The following is a 23806-nucleotide window of genomic DNA, read 5'->3' as shown; positions in this document are numbered from 1 at the left end:
TTAAGTGAAGAGGCCATCCGCAAGGATGGCCTTTTTGCGTTTCTGCGCTGCACAAACTAATCCCCCAACGCCCTGCTTATACGGTAAACTACCTGCGTTTTTGCATCAGGATAGCGTCTATGAACCACTCCCTTAAGCCCTGGAATACCTTTGGCATTCAACGTAATGCTAATCAAATTGTACGTGCCGATACTGCACAGCAGCTGCTGGATGCATGGCAAAGCGCAACAGAAAATAACGAACCCGTACTGATTCTGGGCGAAGGAAGCAATGTCCTGTTTCTCGACGATTATGCGGGAACGGTGATCGTTAACCGCATCATGGGCATTGGTGTGGAAGAGCATGCCGATAGCTGGCATCTGCACGTGGGGGCCGGAGAAAACTGGCATCAGTTGGTGCAATTTACCCTCGAAAAAGGGATGCCGGGTCTGGAAAACCTGGCGCTGATCCCAGGCTGCGCCGGATCGTCACCCATCCAAAACATCGGTGCCTACGGCATCGAACTGAAACATGTCTGTGAATATGTCGACTGCATCGAACTGGCGACCGGAACGGCTAAGCGCTTAACGGCAGAACAGTGTCGGTTTGGCTATCGTGACAGTATCTTCAAGCATGAATATCAGGATCGCTACGTGATTGTCGCCGTGGGCCTGCGTCTGCCAAAGAACTGGCAGCCGGTGCTGACCTATGGCGATTTAACGCGTCTCGATCCGGCAACCGTCACTCCCCGCGACGTATTTGACTCAGTTTGCCATATGCGAATGACCAAACTTCCCGATCCGAAAGTAAACGGAAATGCAGGAAGCTTCTTCAAAAATCCGGTTATTAGCAGCGAAAATGCAAAAGCCTTTCTTGAAGGATGGCCCACTGCGCCACATTATCCTCAGGCAGATGGCAGCGTGAAGCTGGCCGCTGGCTGGCTGATCGATCAATGCCAGTTAAAAGGCACGTCCGTAGGTGGCGCTGCCGTTCACCAGCAGCAGGCTCTGGTACTGATTAATCAACGCGATGCGACCAGCGATGATGTTGTACAGCTGGCGCATTATGTTCGTCAACGTGTGGGCGAAAAGTTTAACGTCTGGCTGGAGCCAGAAGTCCGCTTCATTGGCCGCACAGGTGAAGTGAATGCCGTGGAGACCATTGCGTGAAGGACAATACCATTCCGTTAACCCTGATTAGCATCCTTGCTGACGGGGAGTTTCACTCTGGCGAACAGCTGGGCGAGCAGCTGGGCATGAGCCGTGCCGGCATTAACAAGCATATCCAGACGCTTCGCGACTGGGGCGTCGATGTGTTCACTGTGCCGGGAAAAGGCTACAGCCTGCCGGAGCCAATTCAATTGCTGAATGAAGACGTCATCCGCAGCCAGCTTGGACACGGCAACGTTGCGGTGCTGCCGGTGATTGATTCGACGAACCAGTACCTTATGGATCGGCTGAGCGAACTCTCATCTGGCGATGCCTGTGTTGCTGAATACCAGCAGGCCGGTCGTGGCCGTCGCGGTCGCAAATGGTTCTCGCCATTTGGCGCCAATCTCTATCTGTCCATGTACTGGCGTCTGGAGCAGGGGCCTGCAGCAGCCATTGGCCTGAGTCTGGTCATTGGTATCGTCATGGCGGAAGTGCTGCACGATCTGGGTGCCGATCGGGTCCGCGTTAAGTGGCCAAACGATCTGTACCTTAACGATCGTAAACTTGCCGGTATTCTGGTCGAACTGACGGGAAAAACCGGTGATGCGGCGCAAATTGTTATTGGCGCGGGCCTCAATATGGTGATGCGTACTGTCCAAAACGACGTGGTGAATCAGGCCTGGACCAATCTCCAGGAGGCGGGGATTGTCATCGATCGTAACAACCTTGCCGTGCGCATGATTAAAGAGCTGCGCAGTTCACTCACGCTTTTTGAACAGGAAGGCCTGGCACCGTTCCTGTCTCGTTGGGAAAAGCTGGATAACTTCATCAACCGTCCGGTGAAGCTGCTGATTGGTGATAAAGAGATTTACGGCATTTCCCGCGGTATTGACGCACAGGGCGCGCTGCTTCTGGAGCAGGATGGCGCGATCAAGCCCTGGGTGGGCGGTGAGATTTCCCTGCGAAGCGCCGAATAACCGGATGGAGTAAACGATGCGAAAATCCGTCTGCGCTACCCAGGCATTTAACGATGGGGCAGCCTTCCAGAGAGCCCGAAATCACCTCTAAAGACGACGACGCTTCGGCAAGTCTGAAAATGCGGGTGTGGATTTCAGCGCAATAATGACGCACTGACTATCCCCTCTCCCCTGTGGGAAGAGGGGTAAATCAGTTACTGCGGATACGGTACCCAGTCCCCGCCGTTCAGGCGAACGTACGGTTTGTTTTGATACTGAATCACTACCGCGTTGGCGTTCTCGGAGACTTCAGCCGTTTGCGGCAGGTTGCTGGTGAGCTGATCCCAGTTAACGCTATCTTCCACAAACAGCTTCCCGTCAACGGCGCGGGCAACCAGTTCTGAAATCGCCAGATAGCTGCTTGGCTGGGTAATCTCAATTGGTGTGCCCTGGTGCGGTGCCTTCATACCAAAGAATTTAATGCCTGCAGGCACGTTGGTAATGGACGGGCTTGGGATATCGCGCAGGCCGGATACCTGCATTCTGTCGCCTTTCAGCGCGCCACCGTGCTCAGGTACCACGACCACCATCACTTTACGGCCAGATTTTTCCAGCTCCGTGAAGAACGCGTCCAGCTCGTCGAAGAATTTCTGCGCCCGCACTTTGTAATCCGCCGTTTTACTCACCCCCGGGAAGTGGTTACCGTCGTGAAGCGGCAGGGTGTTATAGAACGTTGCACTGCGCGGATTACTGTCTTTTTCGATGGTCTGCAGCCAGCGCTGCAGCACGGCGGTATCGTCATAAACCGGCGAGCCATCGAAGCCCAGCAGCGTAACGGGAAGACCGGTTTGATCCATCAGTGGCGCCTGCATGCCACCCTGTTCACGTACCTCTTTCAGGAAGTTACCGAACTGACCGTTATGCCCCAGCATCAGGTGCTGCGTAAAGCCCAGCTTCGCGAGATTATCGAATAAATAACACTGGTTGCCAGCGGGCTGATACAGGTTTTTATGCGATGCCTGACCGCAGCTTGCTCGCAGCAGGCGGATTGCCGCCGGGCCGCTGTATGAGGTGGCAGAGTTAAAATCTTTAAACTGGATGTCAAAGTGGGACCACAGCGGGTGAGACATCAAACCGGCGGCATCCACGTCGGCCCAGGAGAGGGAACAGATGTTAATCACCAGCAGCTCAAACGGCTGTGCATCGGCTGGCAGCGCATCCGGGAATTTCGTCTGTCGCTTATCTTCAGCGGTATAGAAGCTGGAGAGCCAGGCATTAAGATTGGTGGAGGTCGGCGGTGCAGTCTGCGTTGGAATATCGCCCATCACCGGCGTATCGCCTGCCGTTGTAACGGTAGCCGCTGCGCTTCCTCCCGTCGTGGTCACCGTTGTCGTCGGCTGGCCGGCAGGCCACAGCGAAAAGCTTGGCCCCGCCAGCGTCAGCACGTTAAGCCAGATCATAATGGCGACGACAAACACCGTGACGCGGATCCACTGAGACAGGAACAGCCAGGCAACCAGCAGGACAAAGACGGCGCCAATCATCTGCCAGTTAATGAAACGCTCAACCAGGTCAAGCATATAGTCTGCGCTGAAGCCCGCGACCTGCGATCCCTGGCTCATTATGCTTTCCGGACCAGGCAGCCAGGTATCGTGCCAGAACAGCGCAAAGCCGATGGGGATGGCCACCCAATGGCGTAAACGATGCAGCCTGATGTTCGGCAGAGGCATCAGCAGGAAGGCCATAAACACCAGGTTAAGCAGGGGATGGAAATTCAGATAACCTGCCCAAAGCAGGCCAAACTTCACCAGAAAGTAGAAGTTCCAGCCGGAAAGGCCGCGCCAGTATTGCCAGAGCGGCGAGGGTGACGAAGCGGTATAGGAAGAATTAGTCATGTTTACGGTCTGCCTTGACGTGTGATGCCCGTGTCAGTGTTCCGGCTGGTTTTACATAGCGAGGTTTTACAAACATCACTCTGGCCGTATCACGGATACGGCGTATGGAATGGCGTGCATAGTAGCCAAGCGGGAAAAAGATCAGCGCGCAGAATACGACCAGTTGGATGATATCGCTGATATTCATGATGGTGCGTTCTCCCCGTTCTCAGTTAATAAGCGAAGGGGTTCCGGAACCCGACGCCAGACATGTCCGTCATGTCTGGCATTGAGGAGCGGTTTTACATCGCTCGTGATTGCGAGCGGTTTAACCCATTGTTCAGGCTGGAGAGCGCGCATTTGCACCAGCTCTGCGCTGATAGCATTATCTTCGAACCAAATCATACGGTTCGAGAAAATATCCCCGGTAGGCAGGGGGAAGATGTGGTTAAGCGCGGTATCAAGATCGTTGACCCGGCAAAACGACAAAAACAGCACCAGGCGATTGTCGCCAATGGTCATGATGTCCCCTGTACGGTTCGGGCGACACAGGGTGAGCGCCTGCTCAACGCGAATGCCCGGGACCGGCCGCAGAGCAACCATAACCCCTTTCCCGTCCGCCGGAAGTAACGTGTTGCTCATCATGTTGCCGACGGAATCGCAGAACGTATCCCATTTCTGGTAGCCACGCAGCTTCATCGGCTGGGTCATGGAGAGCAGCGTGGAGATATCTTCCGGTACATGGCGGCTGAACTGCTGACCCTGAACGCTTTCAATAAGCGTCAGGCAGCGTGACAGTGGCGCATTCCAGGGGATCACCATATTTGCCCCGCAGCCCAGAAGCAGACGCTCATCGGTAGCGCGCAGGCTGGTATTATTTTCGCGCACCACAATTTTTAACGCGCTGCCACGCTGGCGGCGCAGGGTGTGAATTTGTCTCGCCAGCGTTTCAATCTGATTATTCTGCATCAACGAGAAAACGAGGGTGGCTGCCTGGGTGGTGCGGGCTTCATGAAAAAGCGCTTCGTTAGACTCAAACAGTGACCAGTTTTCCGAAAGCGCGGGCGCGCCCTCTAAAACCGCGATATGGCTCAGGATGCGCTTTTCATCGCTGCGCGGCTGCACCACGGTTTCTTCCTGCTGTGCCAGGTGCCATTTCCCCTCAATATGTTTAAGAGTCAGCTGTTGCCTGGCGCTCACGCCCTTTTCATTGCACCAGAAGGCAATATCGTAGAGATAGCTGCCTGCCTGGTCACGAAGACTTGCCAGTCCGAACAGGGAGCGATATTCGCCCATCAAAAGTGAGAACAGCTTGTCATTATTACTGCCGGGGTTGACGACCAATAGCGTGCAATTTTGAAACTTTGCCCATTTATTGATTTTTTCCAGCCACGACAGCAGTTTTTCAGCAGGAATATTTTGCAGTATGTTATTTGCACATTTAAGAATCACTAAATAGTGATCCGGATCAATAGAGCACTGAACGTCGCGGGACAAAAAGTATAGACTATCCGCTTCCGCTGACATAGAAAACAAACGTACTTTCTGGGGGCCGCTGCCGCTTTCCAGCGTAATTATTTTCTTCGGCTCTTCGCCCATGCTAATGACGGCCACGCGGGAATCCTTATCCTGAGCGGCAATTGTCTGGTTTACCAGGCTGATAGCGTCTTCATTACGATCCGTATTAATCCACCAGACTCCACCGACTGGCATGTGGCTCAATTCGTCCCATAATGACTGGATGCCAATAGAAAATATGGAGTCCACGATGTCCCTCTTTTCGTCTAATTTGCCTGTATCTCAGTTTACTAGCGAAAGCGTAGAAATAAACCTAACATTGAAATTAAAGAACATCAGATTTAGCATGTAAATGAAATTTGTCAGGGCAGGATGCCCCGCAACTTCCGAGCGTGCGATTTTCCTCAAAGGGATGGAATAAGAATGGATAATAACGAACCTGCAACCCCAGTCGACTCGACTCTGGGTTACACATTCCAAAACGATTTTCTGGCGCTGGCGCAGGCCTTTTCTCTACCTGAAATAGATTACACCGATATTTCCCAGCGGGAACAGTTGGCTGCTGCTATTAAACGCTGGCCGTTATTAGCTGAATTCGCCCATCAACATTAAGGGAGCCATTGATGGCCATACTCGGATTACAGGGCGTCCGTGGCGGTGTGGGTACCACATCTGTTACCGCGGCGCTGGCGTGGTCATTACAGCTTTTAGGTGAATCGGTGCTGGTGATTGACGCCTGCGCCGATAATTTGCTGCGTATGTCGTTCAACGTCGATTTCACTCGCGAAGAGGGCTGGGCCCGCGCGCTACTTGATGACAAAGACTGGCGGGATGCGGGGCTACGCTATACCTCCCAGCTGGATTTACTGCCTTTTGGCCAACTGACCACCACAGAACGCGAGAATGAAGCCGCCTATCAGCGTCTGTTTTCGCAGTTCACGCTTGCGCTGCAGAGCCTGAAAGAAAAGGGGCACTACCAGTGGATCCTGCTGGATCTGCCGCACGGCGCCGGGACGCTGACCCGGCAGCTCATCGCCCAGTGCGATCATGTACTTTCCGTGGTGAACGTCGATGCGAACTGCCATATTCGCCTGCATCAGCAGGGGCTGCCTCAGAACGCGCATCTCCTGATTAACGATTTACGTATCGGTAGCCAAATCCAGGACGACCTCTATCAGGTGTGGCTGCAAAGCCAGCGCCGCCTGCTTCCCATTGTGATTCATCGGGATGAGGGGATGGCGGAATGCCTCGCCTCCAAGCAGCCGCTGGGCGAATACCGCAGCGACTCGCTGGCAGCAGAAGAGATCCTGACGCTGGCGAACTGGTGTCTGCTGAACTTCGCCAGCAAGGCGGAGCCTGCTGGGAGTTCGGTATGAGTCGACTCGCCAGCTGGCTTCTCATTCCGCCGGTCAGTTCGCGTTTGAGCGATCATTACCGGCACTTTCGCCGGCATGGTGCTCCGGCATTCAGCGCCGCGCTCGGCTGTTTCTGGCTGATTCTGGCCTGGACGTTCATTCCACTCGAGCACCCGCGCTGGCAGCGCATCCGTGCGCGTCACGGCGAATTATACCCACACATTAACCCCGACCGACCACGGCCTTTGGACCCGGCGCGCTATCTTATTCAGGCCGTCTGGCTGGCAATATCGTCATCCCGAACGGAGAAAATAACGCCGCACTGGCGCAGCTATTCCCGCGTACAGCAGTTACGTGAACGCTATTACCAGTGGCTGGATAAACTGCCCGCTAACGTCAGCGATAAGACCAGCCATCTGGATAACCATAAAGAGCTTGGGCATCTCCACCCAGGCTTGCGGCGTTTTATTCTCGGCGTGATTGTCGTGTTCTCGCTCATTCTGGCGCTGGTCTGTATTACGCAACCTTTCAACCCCCTGGCGCAGTTCATCTTCCTGATCCTGCTGTGGGGCGTGGCGTTACTGGTTCGTCGTATTCCGGGCCGTTTCTCGGCGCTGATGCTGATTGTGCTGTCGCTGACGGTTTCCTGCCGCTACATCTGGTGGCGTTACACCTCAACGCTGAACTGGGACGACCCGGTCAGCCTGGTGTGCGGTCTGGTGCTGCTCTTTGCTGAGACCTACGCGTGGATTGTGCTGGTGCTAGGCTATTTCCAGGTGATCTGGCCGCTCAACCGCCAGCCGGTTCCGCTGCCTAAAGACACCACGCAGTGGCCGACCGTCGATCTCTTCGTCCCGACCTACAACGAAGACCTGAGCGTGGTGAAAAACACCATCTATGCCGCGCTGGGCATCGACTGGCCGAAAGATAAGCTCAAAGTCTGGATCCTGGATGACGGCAACCGTCCGGCGTTTCGCCAGTTTGCGGAGGAGGTCGGCGTTGAGTACATCGCCCGCCCGACTCACGAGCACGCGAAGGCCGGGAATATCAACAACGCCCTGAAGTATGCCTCCGGGGAGTTCGTCTCGATTTTTGACTGTGACCACGTGCCGACGCGCTCGTTCCTGCAGATGACCATGGGCTGGTTCCTGAAAGAGAAAGAGCTGGCGATGATGCAGACGCCGCACCACTTCTTCTCGCCGGACCCGTTTGAACGTAACCTTGGCCGCTTCCGCAAAACCCCGAACGAAGGCACGCTGTTCTATGGGCTGGTGCAGGACGGGAACGACATGTGGGATGCCACCTTCTTCTGCGGCTCCTGCGCGGTTATCCGCCGTAAGCCGCTGGATGAAATCGGCGGAATTGCCGTTGAAACGGTAACGGAAGATGCGCATACCTCGCTGCGCCTGCACCGTCGGGGCTATACCTCTGCCTATATGCGTATCCCTCAGGCCGCCGGTCTGGCGACGGAATCACTCTCCGCGCACATCGGTCAGCGTATTCGCTGGGCGCGCGGCATGGTGCAGATTTTCCGCCTCGATAACCCGCTGATAGGCAAAGGGCTCAAGCTGGCGCAACGTCTCTGCTACGTCAACGCCATGTTCCACTTCTTGTCCGGCATCCCGCGGCTGATCTTCCTGACCGCGCCGCTGGCGTTCCTGCTCCTTCACGCCTATATCATTTACGCCCCCGCGCTGATGATTGCGTTGTTCGTTCTGCCGCACATGATCCACGCGAGCCTGACGAACTCGAAGATTCAGGGCAAATACCGGCACTCCTTCTGGAGTGAAATCTACGAAACGGTGCTGGCGTGGTACATCGCGCCGCCGACGATGGTCGCGCTGATTAACCCGCACAAAGGGAAATTCAACGTCACCGCGAAGGGCGGTCTGGTGGAAGAAGAGTACGTCGACTGGGTGATCTCCCGCCCGTATATCTTCCTCGTGCTGCTGAATATTGTCGGCGTGATAGCCGGTATCTGGCGCTACTTCTACGGCCCGGAAAACGAAATCCTGACCGTCTTTGTAAGTATGGCCTGGGTGTTCTACAACCTGATTATCCTCGGCGGCGCGGTGGCGGTGTCGGTAGAGAGTAAACAGGTTCGTCGCGCGCATCGCGTTGAAATCTGCATGCCTGCGGCAATCGCCCGTGAAGATGGTCACCTCTTCTCCTGTACGGTGCATGACTTCTCTGACGGTGGCCTGGGGATCAAAATCAACGGCCAGGCGAAAGTGCTGGAAGGGCAGAAGGTTAACCTGCTGCTTAAGCGCGGTCAGCAGGAGTATGTCTTCCCGACGCAGGTTGTGCGTGTGGCAGGCAGTGAAGTGGGTCTGCAGCTGATGCCGTTGACCAAAAAGCAACACATTGATTTTGTGCAGTGTACGTTTGCCCGTGCGGATACATGGGCTCTCTGGCAGGACAGCTTCCCGGAAGATAAACCACTGGAAAGCCTGCTGGATATTCTGAAGTTGGGGTTCCGTGGCTATCGTCACCTTGCAGAATTTGCCCCGTCGTCGGTGAAATTAATTTTCCGGTCACTTACTTCGCTGGTTTCCTGGGTCGTGTCGTTCATTCCTCGTCGTCCCGAGCGGGATGAGACGAAGCAGGCGGACCCGGTTATGGCTCAACAATGATGATAACGCGATGAAAACAAAACTTTCCTGGTTATGTGCAGTGGCAATGGGAGTGAGTGCACTTCCCGCAACAATGGCTAACGCAGCACCCGGTAACGCAGCGGCGACGCCTGCGCCGACGGTCCCTGTCGTCGCGCAGGCAACCGATCCGGTTGTTACGGCGGCACCCGGTCAAACAGAAAACATCATTCCGAACCAGCCAACGGAGGGGAACACCCTGCCGGTCGAGAATCCGGTCATCGGGCAGGTGATGCCGGGCGTGCGGGGGGCTAACGCGCCCGTTGTCGCGGATAATGTGCCGTCGCGGGACGTGAAGCTGACCTTCGCGCAAATTGCGCCGCCGCCGGGCAGCATGGTGCTGCGCGGCGTCAACCCTAACGGCAGCATTGAATTTGGTATGCGCAGCGATGAGGTTGTTTCAAATGCGGTACTGAACCTTGAATACACCCCGTCGCCATCCCTGCTGCCGACGCAGTCTCAGCTGAAGGTCTACCTGAACGATGAATTGATGGACGTTCTGCCAGTGACCAAAGAGCAGCTGGGTAAGAAAACACAGGCGCAGGTACCGATTAACCCGCTCTTCATTACCGACTTTAACCGTATCCGTCTGGAGTTTGTTGGTCACTACCGCGATGTCTGCGAAAACCCCGCCAGCAACACGCTGTGGCTGGACGTCGGGCGTAACTCCTCGCTGCAGATGACCTACCAGCCGCTGGCGCTGAAAAACGATCTGTCGGCGTTCCCGGTTCCGTTCTTCGACCCGCGTGATAACCGTCCGCTCACGCTGCCGATGGTGTTTGCATCGTCCCCTGACGTGACCGAGCAGCTGGCGGCGACCATTGTGGCCTCCTGGTTTGGCTCCCGCTCCGGCTGGCGCGGTCAGAACTTCCCGGTCATGTATGACAAAATGCCGGACAGGAACGCGATTGTCTTTGCAACCAACGCGAAGCGTCCGGGCTTCCTGCGCGACCACCCGGAAGTCAAAGCGCCAACCATTGAGATGGTAAGCCACCCGGATAACCCGTACGTGAAGCTGCTGGTGGTCTTTGGTCGTGATGATAAAGATCTGGTCCAGGCCGCGAAGGCGATTGCTCAGGGCAACGTCCTTTTCCGCGGCAACAGCGTGGTGGTGGACGAAGTTAAGCCGCTGCTGGCGCGTAAACCTTATGACGCGCCAAACTGGGTGCGTACCGACCGCGCCGTGACGTTTGGTGAACTAAAAACCTATGAAGAGCAGCTGCAGGCGTCCGGGCTGGAGCCATCGCCGATTAGCCTGTCGCTGAACCTGCCGCCGGATCTGTACCTGCTGCGCACCAACGGCATTGATATCAATCTCAACTACCGCTATACCGCGCCAGCGACGAAAGACAGCTCGCGCATGGATATCAGCCTGAACAACCAGTTCCTGCAATCGTTCAGCCTGCAAAGTACCCAGGACACTAACCGTCTGATGCTCCGCCTGCCGGTGCTGCAGGGGCTGCTGGACGGAAAAACGGACGTCTCTATTCCGGCGCTGAAGCTTGGCGCGATCAACCAGCTGCGTTTTGATTTCCAGTACATGAACCCGATGCCTGGCGGTTCGGTGGATAACTGCATCACCTTCCAGCCGGTACAAAACCACGTTGTGATCGGCGATGAGTCGACCATCGACTTCTCGAAGTACTACCATTTCCTGGCGATGCCGGATCTGCGTGCCTTTGCTAACGCAGGTTTCCCGTTCAGCCGCATGGCCGATCTCTCTGAATCCATTGTGGTGATGCCAAAAGCGCCAAACGAAGGTCAGGTGACGACCCTGCTCGACACCATGGCAACCGTAGGCGCGCAAACCGGATTACCGGCAGTTAACGTCACGTTGACGGACGATGGCAGTCAGATCCAGAACAAAGATGCGGATATCATGGTGATCGGCACCATCCCGGACATGCTGAAGGATGAAAAACGTATCGACCTGCTGGTGAAAGCCACCGAGTCGTGGGTTAACACGCCGCTTCGCCAGACCGAGTTCCCAAGCATTATGCCGGACGTGAACGACCGTAAGGCCAGCGCGCAGACGGCCGTAACCTCTCAGGGGGCGATGGCTGCGGTGGTGGGCTTCCAGTCTCCTTACAACGATCAGCGTAGCGTGATAGCCCTGCTGGCGGACAGCCCGCGTGGCTATGAACTGCTGAATACCGCGATGAACGACAGCGGCAAACGTGCCGCGATGTTTGGTTCTGTGTCGGTGATCCGCGAGTCCGGTGTCAACAGCCTGCGCGTGGGTGATGTGTATTACGTCGGCCATCTGCCGTGGTTCGAGCGCCTGTGGTATGCGCTGTCGAACCATCCGGTTCTGCTCGCCATCCTGGCTGCGGTCAGCGTGGTCTTGCTGGCATGGGTGCTGTGGCGTCTGCTGCGCATCATCAGCCGTCGTCGCCTTAACCCGGATGAGTAAGACGTGATGAAAGCCTTTCGCTGGTGTGTAGTCGCAGCGTTGATGCTGGCGGCGATCCCTCTTCGCGCCGCCTGTACCTGGCCTGCCTGGGAGCAGTTTAAAAAGGATTACATCAGCGAGGGCGGGCGCGTCATCGATCCGAGCGACACGCGCAAAATTACAACGTCGGAAGGGCAAAGCTATGCGTTGTTCTTTGCCCTGGCCGCTAACGATCGCAAGGCGTTTGACCAGTTGCTGACGTGGACGCGCGATAACCTCGCCAGCGGCAATCTCAACGATCGTCTGCCCGCCTGGCTCTGGGGACAGAAAGACAAAGAAAACTGGGGTGTGATTGATACCAACTCCGCCTCAGATGCCGATGTCTGGATTGCCTGGTCGCTGCTCGAAGCGGGCCGGTTATGGAAAGACCCGGACTATACCCAAACGGGCAAGGCACTGCTAAAACGCATTGCCAGCGAGGAAGTGGTGAAAGTGCCGGGGCTCGGCTCAATGCTGCTTCCCGGTAAAGTCGGTTTTGCCGAAGAAAACGCCTGGCGCTTTAACCCCAGCTACCTTCCTCCACAGTTAGCGAGCTATTTCACCCGCTACGGTGCCCCGTGGACCACGCTGCGTGAAACCAATCTGCGGCTGCTGCTGGAAAGTGCGCCGAAGGGATTCTCGCCGAACTGGGTGCAGTATCAGAAAAACAAAGGCTGGCAGCTACAGCAGGATAAAACGCTGGAAGGGGGCTATGACGCCATCCGTGTCTATCTTTGGGTGGGCATGATGAGCGATAAAGATCCTCAAAAAGCCCGGCTGCTGACGCGCTTCCAGCCGATGGCGGCAAAGACAATTAAACAGGGCGTGCCGCCGGAGAAAGTGGATGTGGCGACGGGTAAACACACCGGCAATGGCCCGGTCGGGTTCTCTGCCGCGATGCTGCCGTTTTTACAGCAGCGCGATGCCCAGGCGGTTCAGCGCCAGCGCGTGGCAGATCATTTTCCCGATAACAATGCCTACTACAGCTATGTATTGACTCTTTTTGGTCAGGGATGGGATCAGCATCGTTTTCGCTTCACCGCTAAGGGTGAATTAATACCGGATTGGGGCCAGGAATGCGCAAGTTCACAGTAAATCTACTCACTCTATCGCTTGGGCTGGCACTGATGCCGCTGGCGCAGGCCGTTAACTCTCCGCAGCAGAAACAGCTGCTGGAGCAGGTTCGGCTGGGCGAATCGACCCATCGCGAGGATTTGGTTCGTCAGTCGCTCTACCGTCTTGAGCTGATCGATCCGAACAACCCTGACGTCATTGCCGCTCGCTTTCGCTACCTGCTGCGCCAGGGCGATAACGCCGGAGCGCAAAAAGAGCTGGACCGCCTGAAGGGAATCGCCCCTGACTCCGGCGCGTACCAGTCCTCACGCAATACCATGCTGCTTTCCACCCCGGATGGCCGCCAGCAGCTTCAGCAGGCGCGCTTACTCGCTACGACAGGGCACACGCAGGAGGCGATTGCCGCCTATGACAAGCTCTTTGACGGCAACCCGCCGGGCGGCGACGTGGCGACGGAATACTGGAATGTGGTGGCGAAAGATCCTGCCCGTCGCGCTTCGGCCATCAACCAACTGAAAAAAATAAACAGCAGCAGCCCCGGGAATACCCAGCTCCAGACGACGCTGGCCCAGCTTCTGTTCCAGAGCGGACGCCGTGATGAAGGCTTTGCGGTGCTGCAGGAGATGGCTAAATCCACCGGTGGCCGCGGCCAGGCCTCTGACATGTGGTATGAGCAGATCAAAGACCAGCCTGCCAGCAGCGCCAGCGTCACCGCGCTGCAAAAATACCTGACCGTCTTCAGCGACGGCGATAGCGTCGCGGCGGCGCGCGCCCAGCTTGAGGCACAGCAAAAGCAGCTCGCTGACCCGGCGTTCCGCGCGAAAGCGGAAGGGCTGGCGGCAGTGGATGCCGGGCAGGGGAGTAAGGCGGTGGCGGAGCTGCAAAAAGCCGCCAGCGCCAACCATGCCGACAGTGAAGCGGTGGGGGCTCTGGGGCAGGCCTATTCCCAGAAAGGCGACCGCGCCCGCGCGGTGGCACAGTTTGAAAAAGCGATTGCCCTCGATCCGCAGAGCGATAACCGCGGGAAATGGGACAGCTTGCTGAAGGTTAACCGCTACTGGCTGCTGATCCAGCAGGGGGATGCGGCGCTGAAGGCGAATAACCCGGCGCAGGCGGAGCGTTACTATCAGCAGGCGCGCAACGTCGACAATACCGACAGCTATGCGGTGCTGGGGCTGGGAGATGCTGCCGCCGCGCGTAAAGATAACGACGCGGCGGAGCGTTATTACCGCCAGGCGTTACGTATGGACAGCAGCAACAGCAATGCGGTTCGCGGCCTTGCCAATGTTTACCGCGCGCAGTCCCCGGAGAAAGCCTCGCAGTTTATCCAGTCTCTCTCCGCCAGCCAGCGCCGGAGTATTGATGATATTGAGCGTAGCCTGACTAACGAGCAGCTTTCCGCCCAGGCAGAACAGTTGGAGAGTCAGGGGAAATACGCTCAGGCGGCAGAAATTCAGCGTCGCCGTCTGGCACTCTCGCCCGGTGACGTCTGGATAACGTATCGTCTCTCGCGCGATCTCTACAGCGCGGGCCAGCGCAGCCAGGCGGATACCCTGATGCGCCAGCTTGCCAGCCAGAAACCGTCTGACCCGGAGCAGGTGTATGCCAACGGGCTCTACCTGTCCGGAAACGATCAGGACCGGGCCGCGCTGGCGCATCTGGAGACGCTGCCGCGCAGCCAGTGGAATGGCAATATTCAGGAACTTGCCGACCGTCTGCAAAGTAACCAGGTGCTGGAAACCGCCAACCGCCTGCGCGACAGCGGCAAAGAGCAGGAGGCGGAAAATCTTCTGCGTCAGCAGCCTGCCTCCACCCGCATCGACCTGACGCTGGCGGACTGGGCGCAGCAGCGTGGCGATCTGAACGCGGCGAAAACGACGTACAGCGCCGTCCTGCAGCGTGAGCCGCAGAACGAAGACGCGATCCTCGGTCTGACCGAAATTTACAGCGCGGAAGGTAACAAAGATGCCGCCCGTGCGGAGCTTGCGAAACTGCCCGCCGCGCAAAACGGCCAGCCGCTGTCGCTCAATATGCAGCGCCGGATCGCGATGGCGCAGGCAGGTCTGGGCGATTCTGCTGCCGCAGAACAGACCTTCAGCAAAATCATTCCGCAGGCCAAATCGCAGCCCGCCTCCATGGAAAGCGCGCTGGTGCTGCGTGATGCTGCTCGCTTCCAGACGCAAAACGGCCAGCCGCAGCAGGCGCTGGAGACGTATAAAGATGCGATGGTGTCGTCCGGCATCACCACGACGCGTCCGGTGGACAATGACAGTTTCACCCGTCTGACGCGCAACGATGAAAAAGATGACTGGCTGAAGCGCGGCGTGCGCAGTGACGCCGGTGATTTGTACCGTCAGCAGGATGTTAACGTCACGCTGCAGCACGACTACTGGGGCTCCAGCGGCACGGGCGGCTATTCCGACCTGAAAGCGCATACCACCATGCTCCAGGTGGACGCCCCGCTCTCTGACGGGCGCATGTTCTTCAGAAGCGATCTGGTCAACATGGACGCCGGCACCTTTGATAACAATAACGGAACTTACGACCCTAAATGGGGGACCTGCTACGACACGCCGTGTAGCGGCAACACCAGCCAGAGCGACAGCGGCGCCAGCGTCGCCGTTGGCTGGCAGAATAAAACCTGGGCGATGGATATTGGTACCACGCCAATGGGCTTTGACGTCGTCGACGTGGTGGGGGGTATCAGCTACAGCAGCGATTTAGGCCCCATCGGCTACACCGTCAACGCCCATCGTCGGCCTATCTCCAGCTCTCTGCTGGCGTTCGCCGGGCAAAAAGATACCAATACCGGCACCACCTGGGGCGGCGTGCGCGCGACGGGCGGCGGGGTAAGCATCAGCTATGACAAAGGCGAGGCGAACGGCGTCTGGTCAAGCCTGAACGCGGAAACGCTGACCGGTAAAAATGTGGAAGATAACTGGCGCGTCCGCTGGATGACGGGTTATTACTACAAGCTCATTAATAAAAACAACGAGCGCCTGACGGTCGGCGTCTCCAATATGCTCTGGCACTACGATAAGGATCTGAGCGGCTATTCCCTCGGTCAGGGCGGCTACTACAGCCCGCAGGAGTATGTCTCCTTCGCGCTGCCGGTGACCTGGCGTAAGCGTACGGAAAACTGGTCCTGGGAGCTGGGTGGCTCGGTGTCCTGGTCCCACTCCAAAACCAAAGACGAGCTACGTTACCCGATCCAGAGCCTGATCCCGACTGATGAGCCAGGCCGCTATACCGACCGTGGCGCGATGGAAACCGGCAGCTCCTCCTCCGGGACGGGTTATACCGCGCGGGCAATTATCGAACGCCGGGTCACCTCCAACTGGTTTGTGGGCATGGGCGTGGATATTCAGGAAGCGAAAGATTACACCCCAAGCCATGCGCTAATTTATGTGCGCTACTCTGCTGCAGGCTGGCAGGGCGATATGGACTTACCGCCGCAGCCGCTTATTCCTTATGCGGACTGGTAATCGGATTTTCCTTAATCCATTTGTAAGTCTCTCTTAATAGCGCGGCAATCGGGTATACTCAGGCGCGCCAGGTTTACACCCTGGCGCGCCCTGCGCTTCGAGTTTTGTGGAGAGTCATTTTGCGTGTCAGCCGTTCCTTAACGATCAAACAAATGGCGATGGTCTCTGCCGTCACTATGCTGTTTGTACTGCTCTTCTGCGTAATTTTGCTGTTTCATTCCGTACAGCAGAATCGCTATAACACGGCTTCGCAGTTAGAAAGTATCGCCCGCTCGGTGCGCGGCCCGCTCTCCGCCTCGATCCTGAAAGGGGACATTCCCGAAGCGGAAACCATCTTAAAGCGCATTCAGCCTGCCGGGGTCGTTAGCCGCGCCGATGTCGTCTTACCCAACCAGTTCCAGGCGTTGCGGATGAGTTTTATCCCGGAGCGTCCCGTCCCGATGATGGTGATGCGCCTGTTTGAACTGCCGGTGCAAATTTCTCTGCCTCTCTATTCGCTGGAACGTCCTGCCAATCCGCAGCCACTGGCCTACCTGGTTCTGCAGGCGGACTCGTACCGGATGTATAAATTCGTCATGAGTTGGGTGGTTACGTTAGTGACCACTTGCTTACTTATGACCCTGATCATCAGCGTAGCGCTGACGTGGTGTATAAACCGCCTCATTGTTCACCCGCTGCGCCGTATCGCCCGCGAGCTGAATGGGCTTTCGCCGCAGGATCAACTGGGGCACCAGCTTGAGCTGCCGCGTCTGCATCAAGACGATGAGATCGGTATGCTGGTGCGCAGCTACAACCTCAACCAGCAGCGCATCCAGCGTCATCAGGATGAGCTAAACAACAGCGCCACGCGCTTCCCGGTGTCGGAGCTACCTAATAAAGCGTTTCTGATGGCAATGCTGGAGCAGACCGTTGCGCGGCAGCAAACCACGGCGCTGATGGTGATTGCCTGTGAAACCCTGCAGGACACGGCGGGCGTACTCAAGGAGAGCCAGCGTGAAATGCTGCTGCTGACGCTGGTGGAAAAGGTGAAGTCTGTCCTTGCCCCGCGCATGGTGCTGACCCAGGTCAGCGGTTACGACCTGGTGGTGATTGCCAACGGCGTGAAAGAGCCGTGGCACGCCATCACATTAGGTCAGCAAGTACTCACTGTCATAAATGAGCGGCTGCCCGTGCAGGGCATCCAGCTTCGTCCGAGCGCCAGTATCGGTATCGCCATGTACTACGGTGATTTAACGGCGGAGCAGCTGTACCGCCGCGCGTTCTCGGCGGCGTTTACCGCCCGGCGCAAAGGGAAAAATCAGATCCAGTTCTTCGACCCGGAGCAGATGGAAAAGGCGCAGCAGCGCCTGACGGAAGAGAGCGATATCCTGACCGCGCTGGATAACCGTCAGTTCGCCCTCTGGCTACAGCCGCAGGTGAATTTACAGACGGGGGAAGTGAAAAGCGCCGAGGCGCTGCTCCGCCTGCAGCAGCCGGATGGCTCCTGGGAGCTGCCGGAGGGGCTGATTGAGCGCATCGAATCCTGCGGCCTGATGGTCACCGTTGGCTATTGGGTACTGGAGGAGTCCTGCCGCCAGCTTGCCGCCTGGCAGGAGCGCGGCGTAACGCTGCCGCTGTCGGTCAACTTGTCTGCCCTGCAGCTTATGCATCCGACGATGGTCTCCGAGATGCTGGAGCTGATCCACCGCTACCGGATAAAGCCTGATACGCTGACGCTGGAAGTGACGGAGAGCCGGCGCATTGACGATCCTAACGACGCGGTGGCCATCCTGAAGCCGCTGCGCAATGCCGGCATTCGCATCGCGCTGGACGATTTTGGTATGGGGTACGCCGGGCTGCGCCAGCTTCAGCACATGAAAGCCCTGCCGGTGGACGTGCTCAAAATCGATAAATCGTTTGTCGACGGGCTGCCGGAGGACAGCAGCATGGTGCAGGCCATCGTCCAGATGGCGCGCAGCCTCAAGGTGCACCTTATTGCCGAGGGGATTGAAACCGAAGCGCAACGCGTCTGGCTGGCAGAGGCGGGCGTCGAGAGCGGCCAGGGCTACCTTTTTGCCCCCGCAGTGCCGCCGGATGTCTTCGAGCAGCGATACCTTTCTGGCGCTGACCATAACGCAAAAGTGTAATTTTGTTGCTGGCTTGTGCGAGCCAGTTCAAAGTTCTTAACATTTGTGTTTCAAATTTGAACCGGGTTTATTTCTGTCCTGTTATACGGGTGTTATTTTAGAGCCGCAGGTTAACCATAACCTTACAAAGCCTGTGGTTTTTCTTCCCAAGGACACCCTATGAAAACCTCACTCTTCAAAAGTCTTTATTTCCAGGTCCTGACAGCCATCGCCATCGGTATTCTGCTGGGTCACTATTACCCGGAGCTGGGCGCGCAAATGAAACCGCTTGGCGACGCGTTCGTTAAGCTCATTAAAATGGTCATCGCCCCGGTGATCTTCTGTACGGTGGTAACGGGCATCGCTGGCATGGAAAGCATGAAGGCGGTGGGCCGTACCGGTGCAGTGGCGCTTCTCTACTTTGAAGTGGTCAGTACCCTTGCGCTGATTATTGGTCTGGTCATCGTCAACGTGGTACAGCCTGGCGCGGGTATGAACGTTGATCCCTCTACGCTGGATGCCAAAGCGGTTGCGGTCTATGCCGAACAGGCGAAGGATCAGGGCGTGGTCGCCTTCCTGCTGGACGTCATCCCTGGCAGCGTCATCGGCGCCTTCGCCAGCGGAAACATTCTGCAGGTGCTGCTGTTTGCCGTGATGTTTGGCTTCGCCCTGCACCGTCTGGGCAGCAAAGGCCAGCTTATCTTCAACGTGATTGAAAGCTTCTCGCAGGTCATCTTTGGCATCATCAATATGATCATGCGCCTGGCGCCGATCGGTGCCTTCGGTGCGATGGCCTTCACCATCGGCAAGTATGGCGTTGGTACGCTGGTGCAACTGGGTCAGCTGATCATCTGCTTCTACATCACCTGTATTCTTTTCGTGGTGGTGGTGCTGGGCTCCATCGCCCGTGCGACAGGCTTCAGCATTTTCAAATTCATCCGCTACATCCGTGAAGAGCTGCTGATTGTTCTGGGGACCTCCTCTTCAGAATCGGCGCTGCCGCGTATGCTCGACAAGATGGAAAAGCTCGGGTGCCGTAAATCGGTGGTCGGCCTGGTGATCCCGACGGGGTACTCCTTTAACCTGGACGGTACCTCGATATACCTGACGATGGCGGCCGTGTTTATCGCCCAGGCGACCAACAGCCATATGGATATTTTCCATCAGATCACCCTGCTGGTGGTGCTCTTGCTGTCGTCTAAAGGGGCTGCGGGCGTGACGGGCAGCGGCTTTATCGTGCTGGCGGCCACCATTTCTGCGGTGGGGCATCTGCCGGTGGCGGGTCTGGCACTCATTCTTGGTATTGACCGCTTTATGTCTGAGGCGCGTGCCCTTACCAACCTGGTGGGTAACGGCGTGGCCACGGTGGTGGTCGCGAAATGGGTGAAAGAGCTGGATCACAAGAAGCTCAACGATACGCTGAATAATCGCGCGTCTGATAGCAAAAATCCTGGTTTAACCTCCTAATCTTGTCACAATTGCCCGCATTCCCTTGTCGGGATGCGGGCTCCTGCGCATAATAACTGTTCATACCTGTCATAATTCGACAAGATTTTTTTTGGGTATATTTCACTTCGGACCGTGACGTTTTGCCGAACGCGCGGTCTAATCGACGTGTTTTCATCGTCATCTTTTAGAGTGCAGCGCGTCGCGAGACACTCTTTTTAACCAGGAATGTTGATCAGGGGTTCACATGCAGGGCACAAAAATTCGACTCTTAACCGGCGGTTTGCTGATGATGGCAGCAGCCAGTTATGTGCAGGCAGATGCGCTCCAGCCAGACCCGGCCTGGCAACAAGGCACGCTAGCGAACGGTTTTCAGTGGCAGGTGTTATCTACTCCACAGCGTCCCAGCGATCGTATTGAAATCCGTCTGTCCGTAAATACCGGCTCCCTTACGGAAAGCACTCAGCAAACCGGTTTTAGCCATTTTATTCCCCGTCTGGCGCTCACGCAGAGCGGCAGCTTGCAGGCAGTACAGGTGCGTTCGCTGTGGCAACAGGCCATCGATCCGAAACGCCCCCTTCCTCCGGCTGTGGTCTCCTATGACTACACCATGTTTAACCTGAGCCTGCCAAATAACCGTAACGACCTGCTTAAAGAAGCCCTTACCTATCTCTCCGATGCCTCTGGCAACCTGGCGATTACGCCGGACACCGTGAACTATGCGTTGAGCAACGGCGACATGGTGGCGACCTGGCCTGCGGATACCAAAGAGGGCTGGTGGCGCTACCGTCTGAAAGGCTCAACGTTGCTGGGGCACGATCCGGCAGAGCCGCTGAAGCAGCCGGTGGACGTCGAACAGGTAAAATCGTTCTACCAGAAATGGTACACCCCGGACGCGATGACGCTGATCGTCGTCGGCAATGTGGATAGCCGCGCGGTGGTTGAGCAGATCAACAAAGCGTTTGGCGATCTGAAGGGCAAACGTGAAACGCCAGCCCCTGTCCCGACGCTCTCTCCGCTGCGCGCCGAGCCTGTCAGCATTATGACGGACACCGTGCGCCAGGACAGGCTCTCCGTGATGTGGGATAACGCCTGGCAGCCTATTCGCGAGTCTGCGGCGCTGCTGCGCTACTGGCGTGCCGATCTGGCGCGTGAAGCGTTGTTCTGGCACGTTCAGCAGACGCTCAGCAAAAACAACGTGAAGAACATTGGCCTTGGCTTTGACTGCCGCGTGCTGTTCCAGCGTGCGCAATGTGCCATTAACGTTGAATCGCCGGGCGATAAACTGAATGCGAACCTGGGTGTGGTGGCGAAAGAGCTGGAAAAAGTACGTAAAGAGGGGCTCTCTGAAGAGGAGTTCAACGCGCTGCTGGCCCAGAAAAAACTGGAGCTGCAGAAGCTGTTTGCCACCTACGCTCGCGCCGATACCGACATTCTGATCAGCCAGCGGATTCGCTCCCTGCAGAATCAGGTTGTCGACATTGCGCCTGAGCAGTACCAGAAGCTGCGTCAGGACTTCCTGAACGGTCTGACTGTGAATATGCTGAATCAGGATTTACGTCAGCAGCTGTCGCAGGATATGGCGTTGATCCTTCTGCAGCCGAAAGGCGAGCCGGAATATGACATGAAGGAGCTTCAGAAGACCTGGGATTCCATTATGGCCACCGCGTCGCAGCCGGCGCAGGCTGCAACGGCTGATGATCTACACCAGGACGCGACGGATATTCCGCAGGGGCAGTAACCCCCTCACGCTGACCCTCTCCCGTTTGGGGAGAGGGTTAGGGGAAACTAAACAGGCATCGCCTCGCGCGGAATAATCGCCCCGCGATACTGAATCACGGTGCTGGCCGTCAGGTGCCCACGCTGTGCCGCCGCTTCCGGCGTTCCCCCCGTCAGGCGTACCGCCAGGTAGCCCGCGCTGAAGGAATCCCCCGCCGCAGTGGTATCAATCACTTTCTCTTTGGCCAGCTTCACCGCAGGGACCTCAACCACCGCTTCACCCGCAATCGCGACCAGGCACGACTCCGCGCCGCGCTTAATCACCACTTCGCTCACGCCTGCCGCCTGCGTGCGGGCAATCACGTCCTCTACCGGCTTTTCACCCCACAGGGCGTCTTCATCGTCGAGCGTCAGGAAGGCGATGTCCGTGCACTGCAGCATCTGCTGATAAACCTGCTGCGTCTCTTCGCGGCTGGCCCACAGGCGCGGGCGGTAGTTGTTATCAAAAATCACCTTCCCGCCGTTGGCGCGGCATTCGCGCAGCAGCGAGAGCAGCTTTTCGCGGCTGGTCGGGCTTAAAATCGCCAGGCTAATGCCGCTCAGATAGAGATAGTCAAACGTCGCCAGCTCTTCGCAGATGGCCGCAGCGGCGTCGCTCTCCAGCCAGAATTTGGCCGCGGCTTCGTTACGCCAGTAATAAAACGTGCGTTCGCCGGTGCTGTCAGTTTCGATGTAGTAAAGCCCAGGCAGGCGGTTTTCCATACGCTGGATCAGCGAGGTGTCAACATGTTCACTTTGCCAGGCTTCCAGCATCTGCTGGCTGAAGCTGTCCGTGCCGAGGGCGGTGACGTAGTTCACGGTGAGTGCCTCAGGCGCAACCTGACGGGCAATGTAAACCGAGGTGTTTAACGTATCGCCACCAAATCCGCGGCTGACTTCCGCGCCTTTTTGTGACAGCTCAATCATGCATTCGCCAATCACGGCAATTTTTTTGGACATAGTCGTGAACCTGAACAGAAGAATTTTCAGCAGTGTGCGCCGAGTGAATTAGATGGTCAACTATATTAAAACGGTGTTCCATTATTTTATTTGAGCCAGCGCGTGTTCCGGCAAATTTCTGTCATCTTAATTTCATTTCCACGGTGAATTGAACATAAAGTTCTCAATTATCGCGCCGATAATCCTGTGACGAGTCCAGAAAGGCTATCCCAACAACAGGACATCTGAAATGAAGTCAGAGCAGGTTATCCAGCGGCTGAGCACTACGCCTGAGGCAAGTATTGAGAACTTGCAGGAGCATCGCTACTGGCTGCAATGTGAGCGCGCGTACACCTGGCAGCCGATCTATCGAACGGACGGTCGGCTGATGGCAATTGAGATTTTGACCGTCGTTACGCATCCCTCAAACCCTACTCAGCGCATCGCGCCGGATCGCTATTTTGCCGAAGTTGCCGTTCGCCAGCGTCTGGACGTGCTGGAAGAGCAGCTCCGTATGCTGGCGACGAAACAGGCCTTTTTCGAGCAGCATACGATCCTCGCCTCGGTGAACGTGGATGGCCCAACTCTGCTGGCGCTGCGTCAGAACGCGAAGCTGCAGGAGCTGATCGCCACCCTGCCGTGGCTGCGCTTTGAGCTGGTGGAGCACGTGCGCCTGCCGCAGAATTCCTCGTTTGCGTCAATGTGTGAATTTGGCCCGCTGTGGCTGGATGACTTTGGCACCGGTATGGCGAACTTCTCGGCCCTCAGCGAAGTGCGCTATGACTACATCAAGGTGGCCCGCGATCTGTTCATCATGCTGCGCCAGACCCCGGAAGGGCGGAATCTGTTTACGCTGTTATTGCAGTTGATGAATCGCTATTGCCAGGGGGTGATCGTTGAAGGCGTGGAAACGCTGGAAGAGTGGCGTGATGTGCAAAACTCTCCCGCAGCGGCGGCGCAAGGCTATTTCCTCTCTCGCCCCGTGCCGATGGATCTCCTCGAAAGCGCCAGAACGACCCTCTGATAGCCCCGTTTCCCTTTGTCTGGACTATAGTTTTACAGGACAGGTCATCAGGAAAGGGGA

Annotated in this window: 16 protein-coding genes; 12 read left to right on the top strand and 4 right to left on the bottom strand. The window is 56.9% G+C overall.

Annotated features, from left to right (window positions below; all coding sequences use genetic code 11):
- Window positions 1–119: 119 nt before the first annotated feature.
- Together murB and birA are read left to right on the top strand one after the other, a co-directional pair.
- Window positions 120–1148, top strand: a complete 1029-nt coding sequence (gene murB / locus IM273_RS05350) for a UDP-N-acetylmuramate dehydrogenase (RefSeq protein WP_047367234.1) — start codon at window positions 120–122, stop codon at window positions 1146–1148.
- Complete coding sequence (gene birA, locus IM273_RS05345; RefSeq protein WP_193050698.1) at window positions 1145–2107, top strand: bifunctional biotin--[acetyl-CoA-carboxylase] ligase/biotin operon repressor BirA; 963 nt, start codon at window positions 1145–1147, stop codon at window positions 2105–2107. Before murB ends, birA begins: the two co-directional genes overlap by 4 nt.
- Window positions 2108–2301: 194 nt before the next feature.
- On the opposite strand, the gene bcsG is transcribed toward birA, so the two are convergent.
- Genes bcsG through bcsE form a run of 3 tightly spaced genes read right to left on the bottom strand, consistent with a single transcriptional unit; the run spans window position 2302 to window position 5727 of the window.
- Complete coding sequence (gene bcsG / locus IM273_RS05340; protein ID WP_193050696.1) at window positions 2302–3981, bottom strand: cellulose biosynthesis protein BcsG; 1680 nt, start codon at window positions 3979–3981, stop codon at window positions 2302–2304.
- Window positions 3974–4168, bottom strand: coding sequence for a cellulose biosynthesis protein BcsF (bcsF, locus tag IM273_RS05335; protein ID WP_072201618.1), 195 nt, complete (start codon window positions 4166–4168; stop codon window positions 3974–3976). The genes bcsG and bcsF overlap by 8 nt, the downstream gene beginning before the upstream one ends.
- Window positions 4165–5727: a cellulose biosynthesis c-di-GMP-binding protein BcsE gene (bcsE, locus tag IM273_RS05330; protein ID WP_193050694.1), complete on the bottom strand. Its 1563-nt coding sequence runs from the start codon at window positions 5725–5727 to the stop codon at window positions 4165–4167. The genes bcsF and bcsE overlap by 4 nt, the downstream gene beginning before the upstream one ends.
- 174 nt (window positions 5728–5901) lie before the next feature.
- Between bcsE and bcsR the strand changes: the two genes are divergently transcribed.
- The 9 genes from bcsR to IM273_RS05285 all read left to right on the top strand — a co-directional run bounded on the left by bcsR (window position 5902) and on the right by IM273_RS05285 (window position 21766).
- Window positions 5902–6090: a cellulose biosynthesis protein BcsR gene (bcsR, locus tag IM273_RS05325; protein WP_028014761.1), complete on the top strand. Its 189-nt coding sequence runs from the start codon at window positions 5902–5904 to the stop codon at window positions 6088–6090.
- Between the two features lie 11 nt (window positions 6091–6101).
- Window positions 6102–6854 (top strand): cellulose biosynthesis protein BcsQ, encoded by a 753-nt coding sequence (bcsQ, locus tag IM273_RS05320; RefSeq protein WP_028014760.1) that lies wholly within the window; start codon window positions 6102–6104, stop codon window positions 6852–6854.
- Window positions 6851–9466, top strand: coding sequence for a UDP-forming cellulose synthase catalytic subunit (gene bcsA, locus IM273_RS05315; RefSeq protein ID WP_193050692.1), 2616 nt, complete (start codon window positions 6851–6853; stop codon window positions 9464–9466). Before bcsQ ends, bcsA begins: the two co-directional genes overlap by 4 nt.
- Window positions 9467–9476: 10 nt before the next feature.
- Complete coding sequence (gene bcsB, locus IM273_RS05310; protein WP_045259409.1) at window positions 9477–11897, top strand: cellulose biosynthesis cyclic di-GMP-binding regulatory protein BcsB; 2421 nt, start codon at window positions 9477–9479, stop codon at window positions 11895–11897.
- A gap of 6 nt (window positions 11898–11903) precedes the next feature.
- Complete coding sequence (bcsZ, locus tag IM273_RS05305) at window positions 11904–13010, top strand: cellulose synthase complex periplasmic endoglucanase BcsZ (RefSeq protein ID WP_047363559.1); 1107 nt, start codon at window positions 11904–11906, stop codon at window positions 13008–13010.
- Complete coding sequence (gene bcsC / locus IM273_RS05300; protein ID WP_193050690.1) at window positions 12992–16474, top strand: cellulose synthase complex outer membrane protein BcsC; 3483 nt, start codon at window positions 12992–12994, stop codon at window positions 16472–16474. Before bcsZ ends, bcsC begins: the two co-directional genes overlap by 19 nt.
- Window positions 16475–16593: 119 nt before the next feature.
- On the top strand, window positions 16594–18600 hold the full coding sequence (gene hmsP, locus IM273_RS05295) for a biofilm formation regulator HmsP (protein WP_028014755.1): 2007 nt from the start codon (window positions 16594–16596) through the stop codon (window positions 18598–18600).
- Between the two features lie 159 nt (window positions 18601–18759).
- Complete coding sequence (locus IM273_RS05290) at window positions 18760–20046, top strand: dicarboxylate/amino acid:cation symporter (RefSeq protein ID WP_028014754.1); 1287 nt, start codon at window positions 18760–18762, stop codon at window positions 20044–20046.
- A gap of 226 nt (window positions 20047–20272) precedes the next feature.
- A complete protein-coding gene (locus IM273_RS05285; protein WP_045259406.1) occupies window positions 20273–21766 on the top strand; it encodes a pitrilysin family protein in 1494 nt (497 codons plus the stop codon).
- 47 nt (window positions 21767–21813) lie between these two features.
- On the opposite strand, the gene IM273_RS05280 is transcribed toward IM273_RS05285, so the two are convergent.
- Window positions 21814–22743 (bottom strand): sugar kinase, encoded by a 930-nt coding sequence (locus IM273_RS05280; protein WP_193050688.1) that lies wholly within the window; start codon window positions 22741–22743, stop codon window positions 21814–21816.
- A gap of 229 nt (window positions 22744–22972) precedes the next feature.
- On the opposite strand from IM273_RS05280, the gene pdeH reads away from it, so the two are divergent.
- On the top strand, window positions 22973–23746 hold the full coding sequence (gene pdeH, locus IM273_RS05275; RefSeq protein ID WP_028014751.1) for a cyclic-guanylate-specific phosphodiesterase: 774 nt from the start codon (window positions 22973–22975) through the stop codon (window positions 23744–23746).
- Window positions 23747–23806: the final 60 nt, after the last annotated feature.

The organism is Enterobacter cloacae complex sp. P13B, assembly GCF_014895915.1.
Classification (GTDB): domain Bacteria; phylum Pseudomonadota; class Gammaproteobacteria; order Enterobacterales; family Enterobacteriaceae; genus Enterobacter; species Enterobacter bugandensis.
The sequence above is the reverse complement of the archived record's forward strand: the minus strand, read 5'-3'. Positions and strand labels throughout refer to the sequence as shown.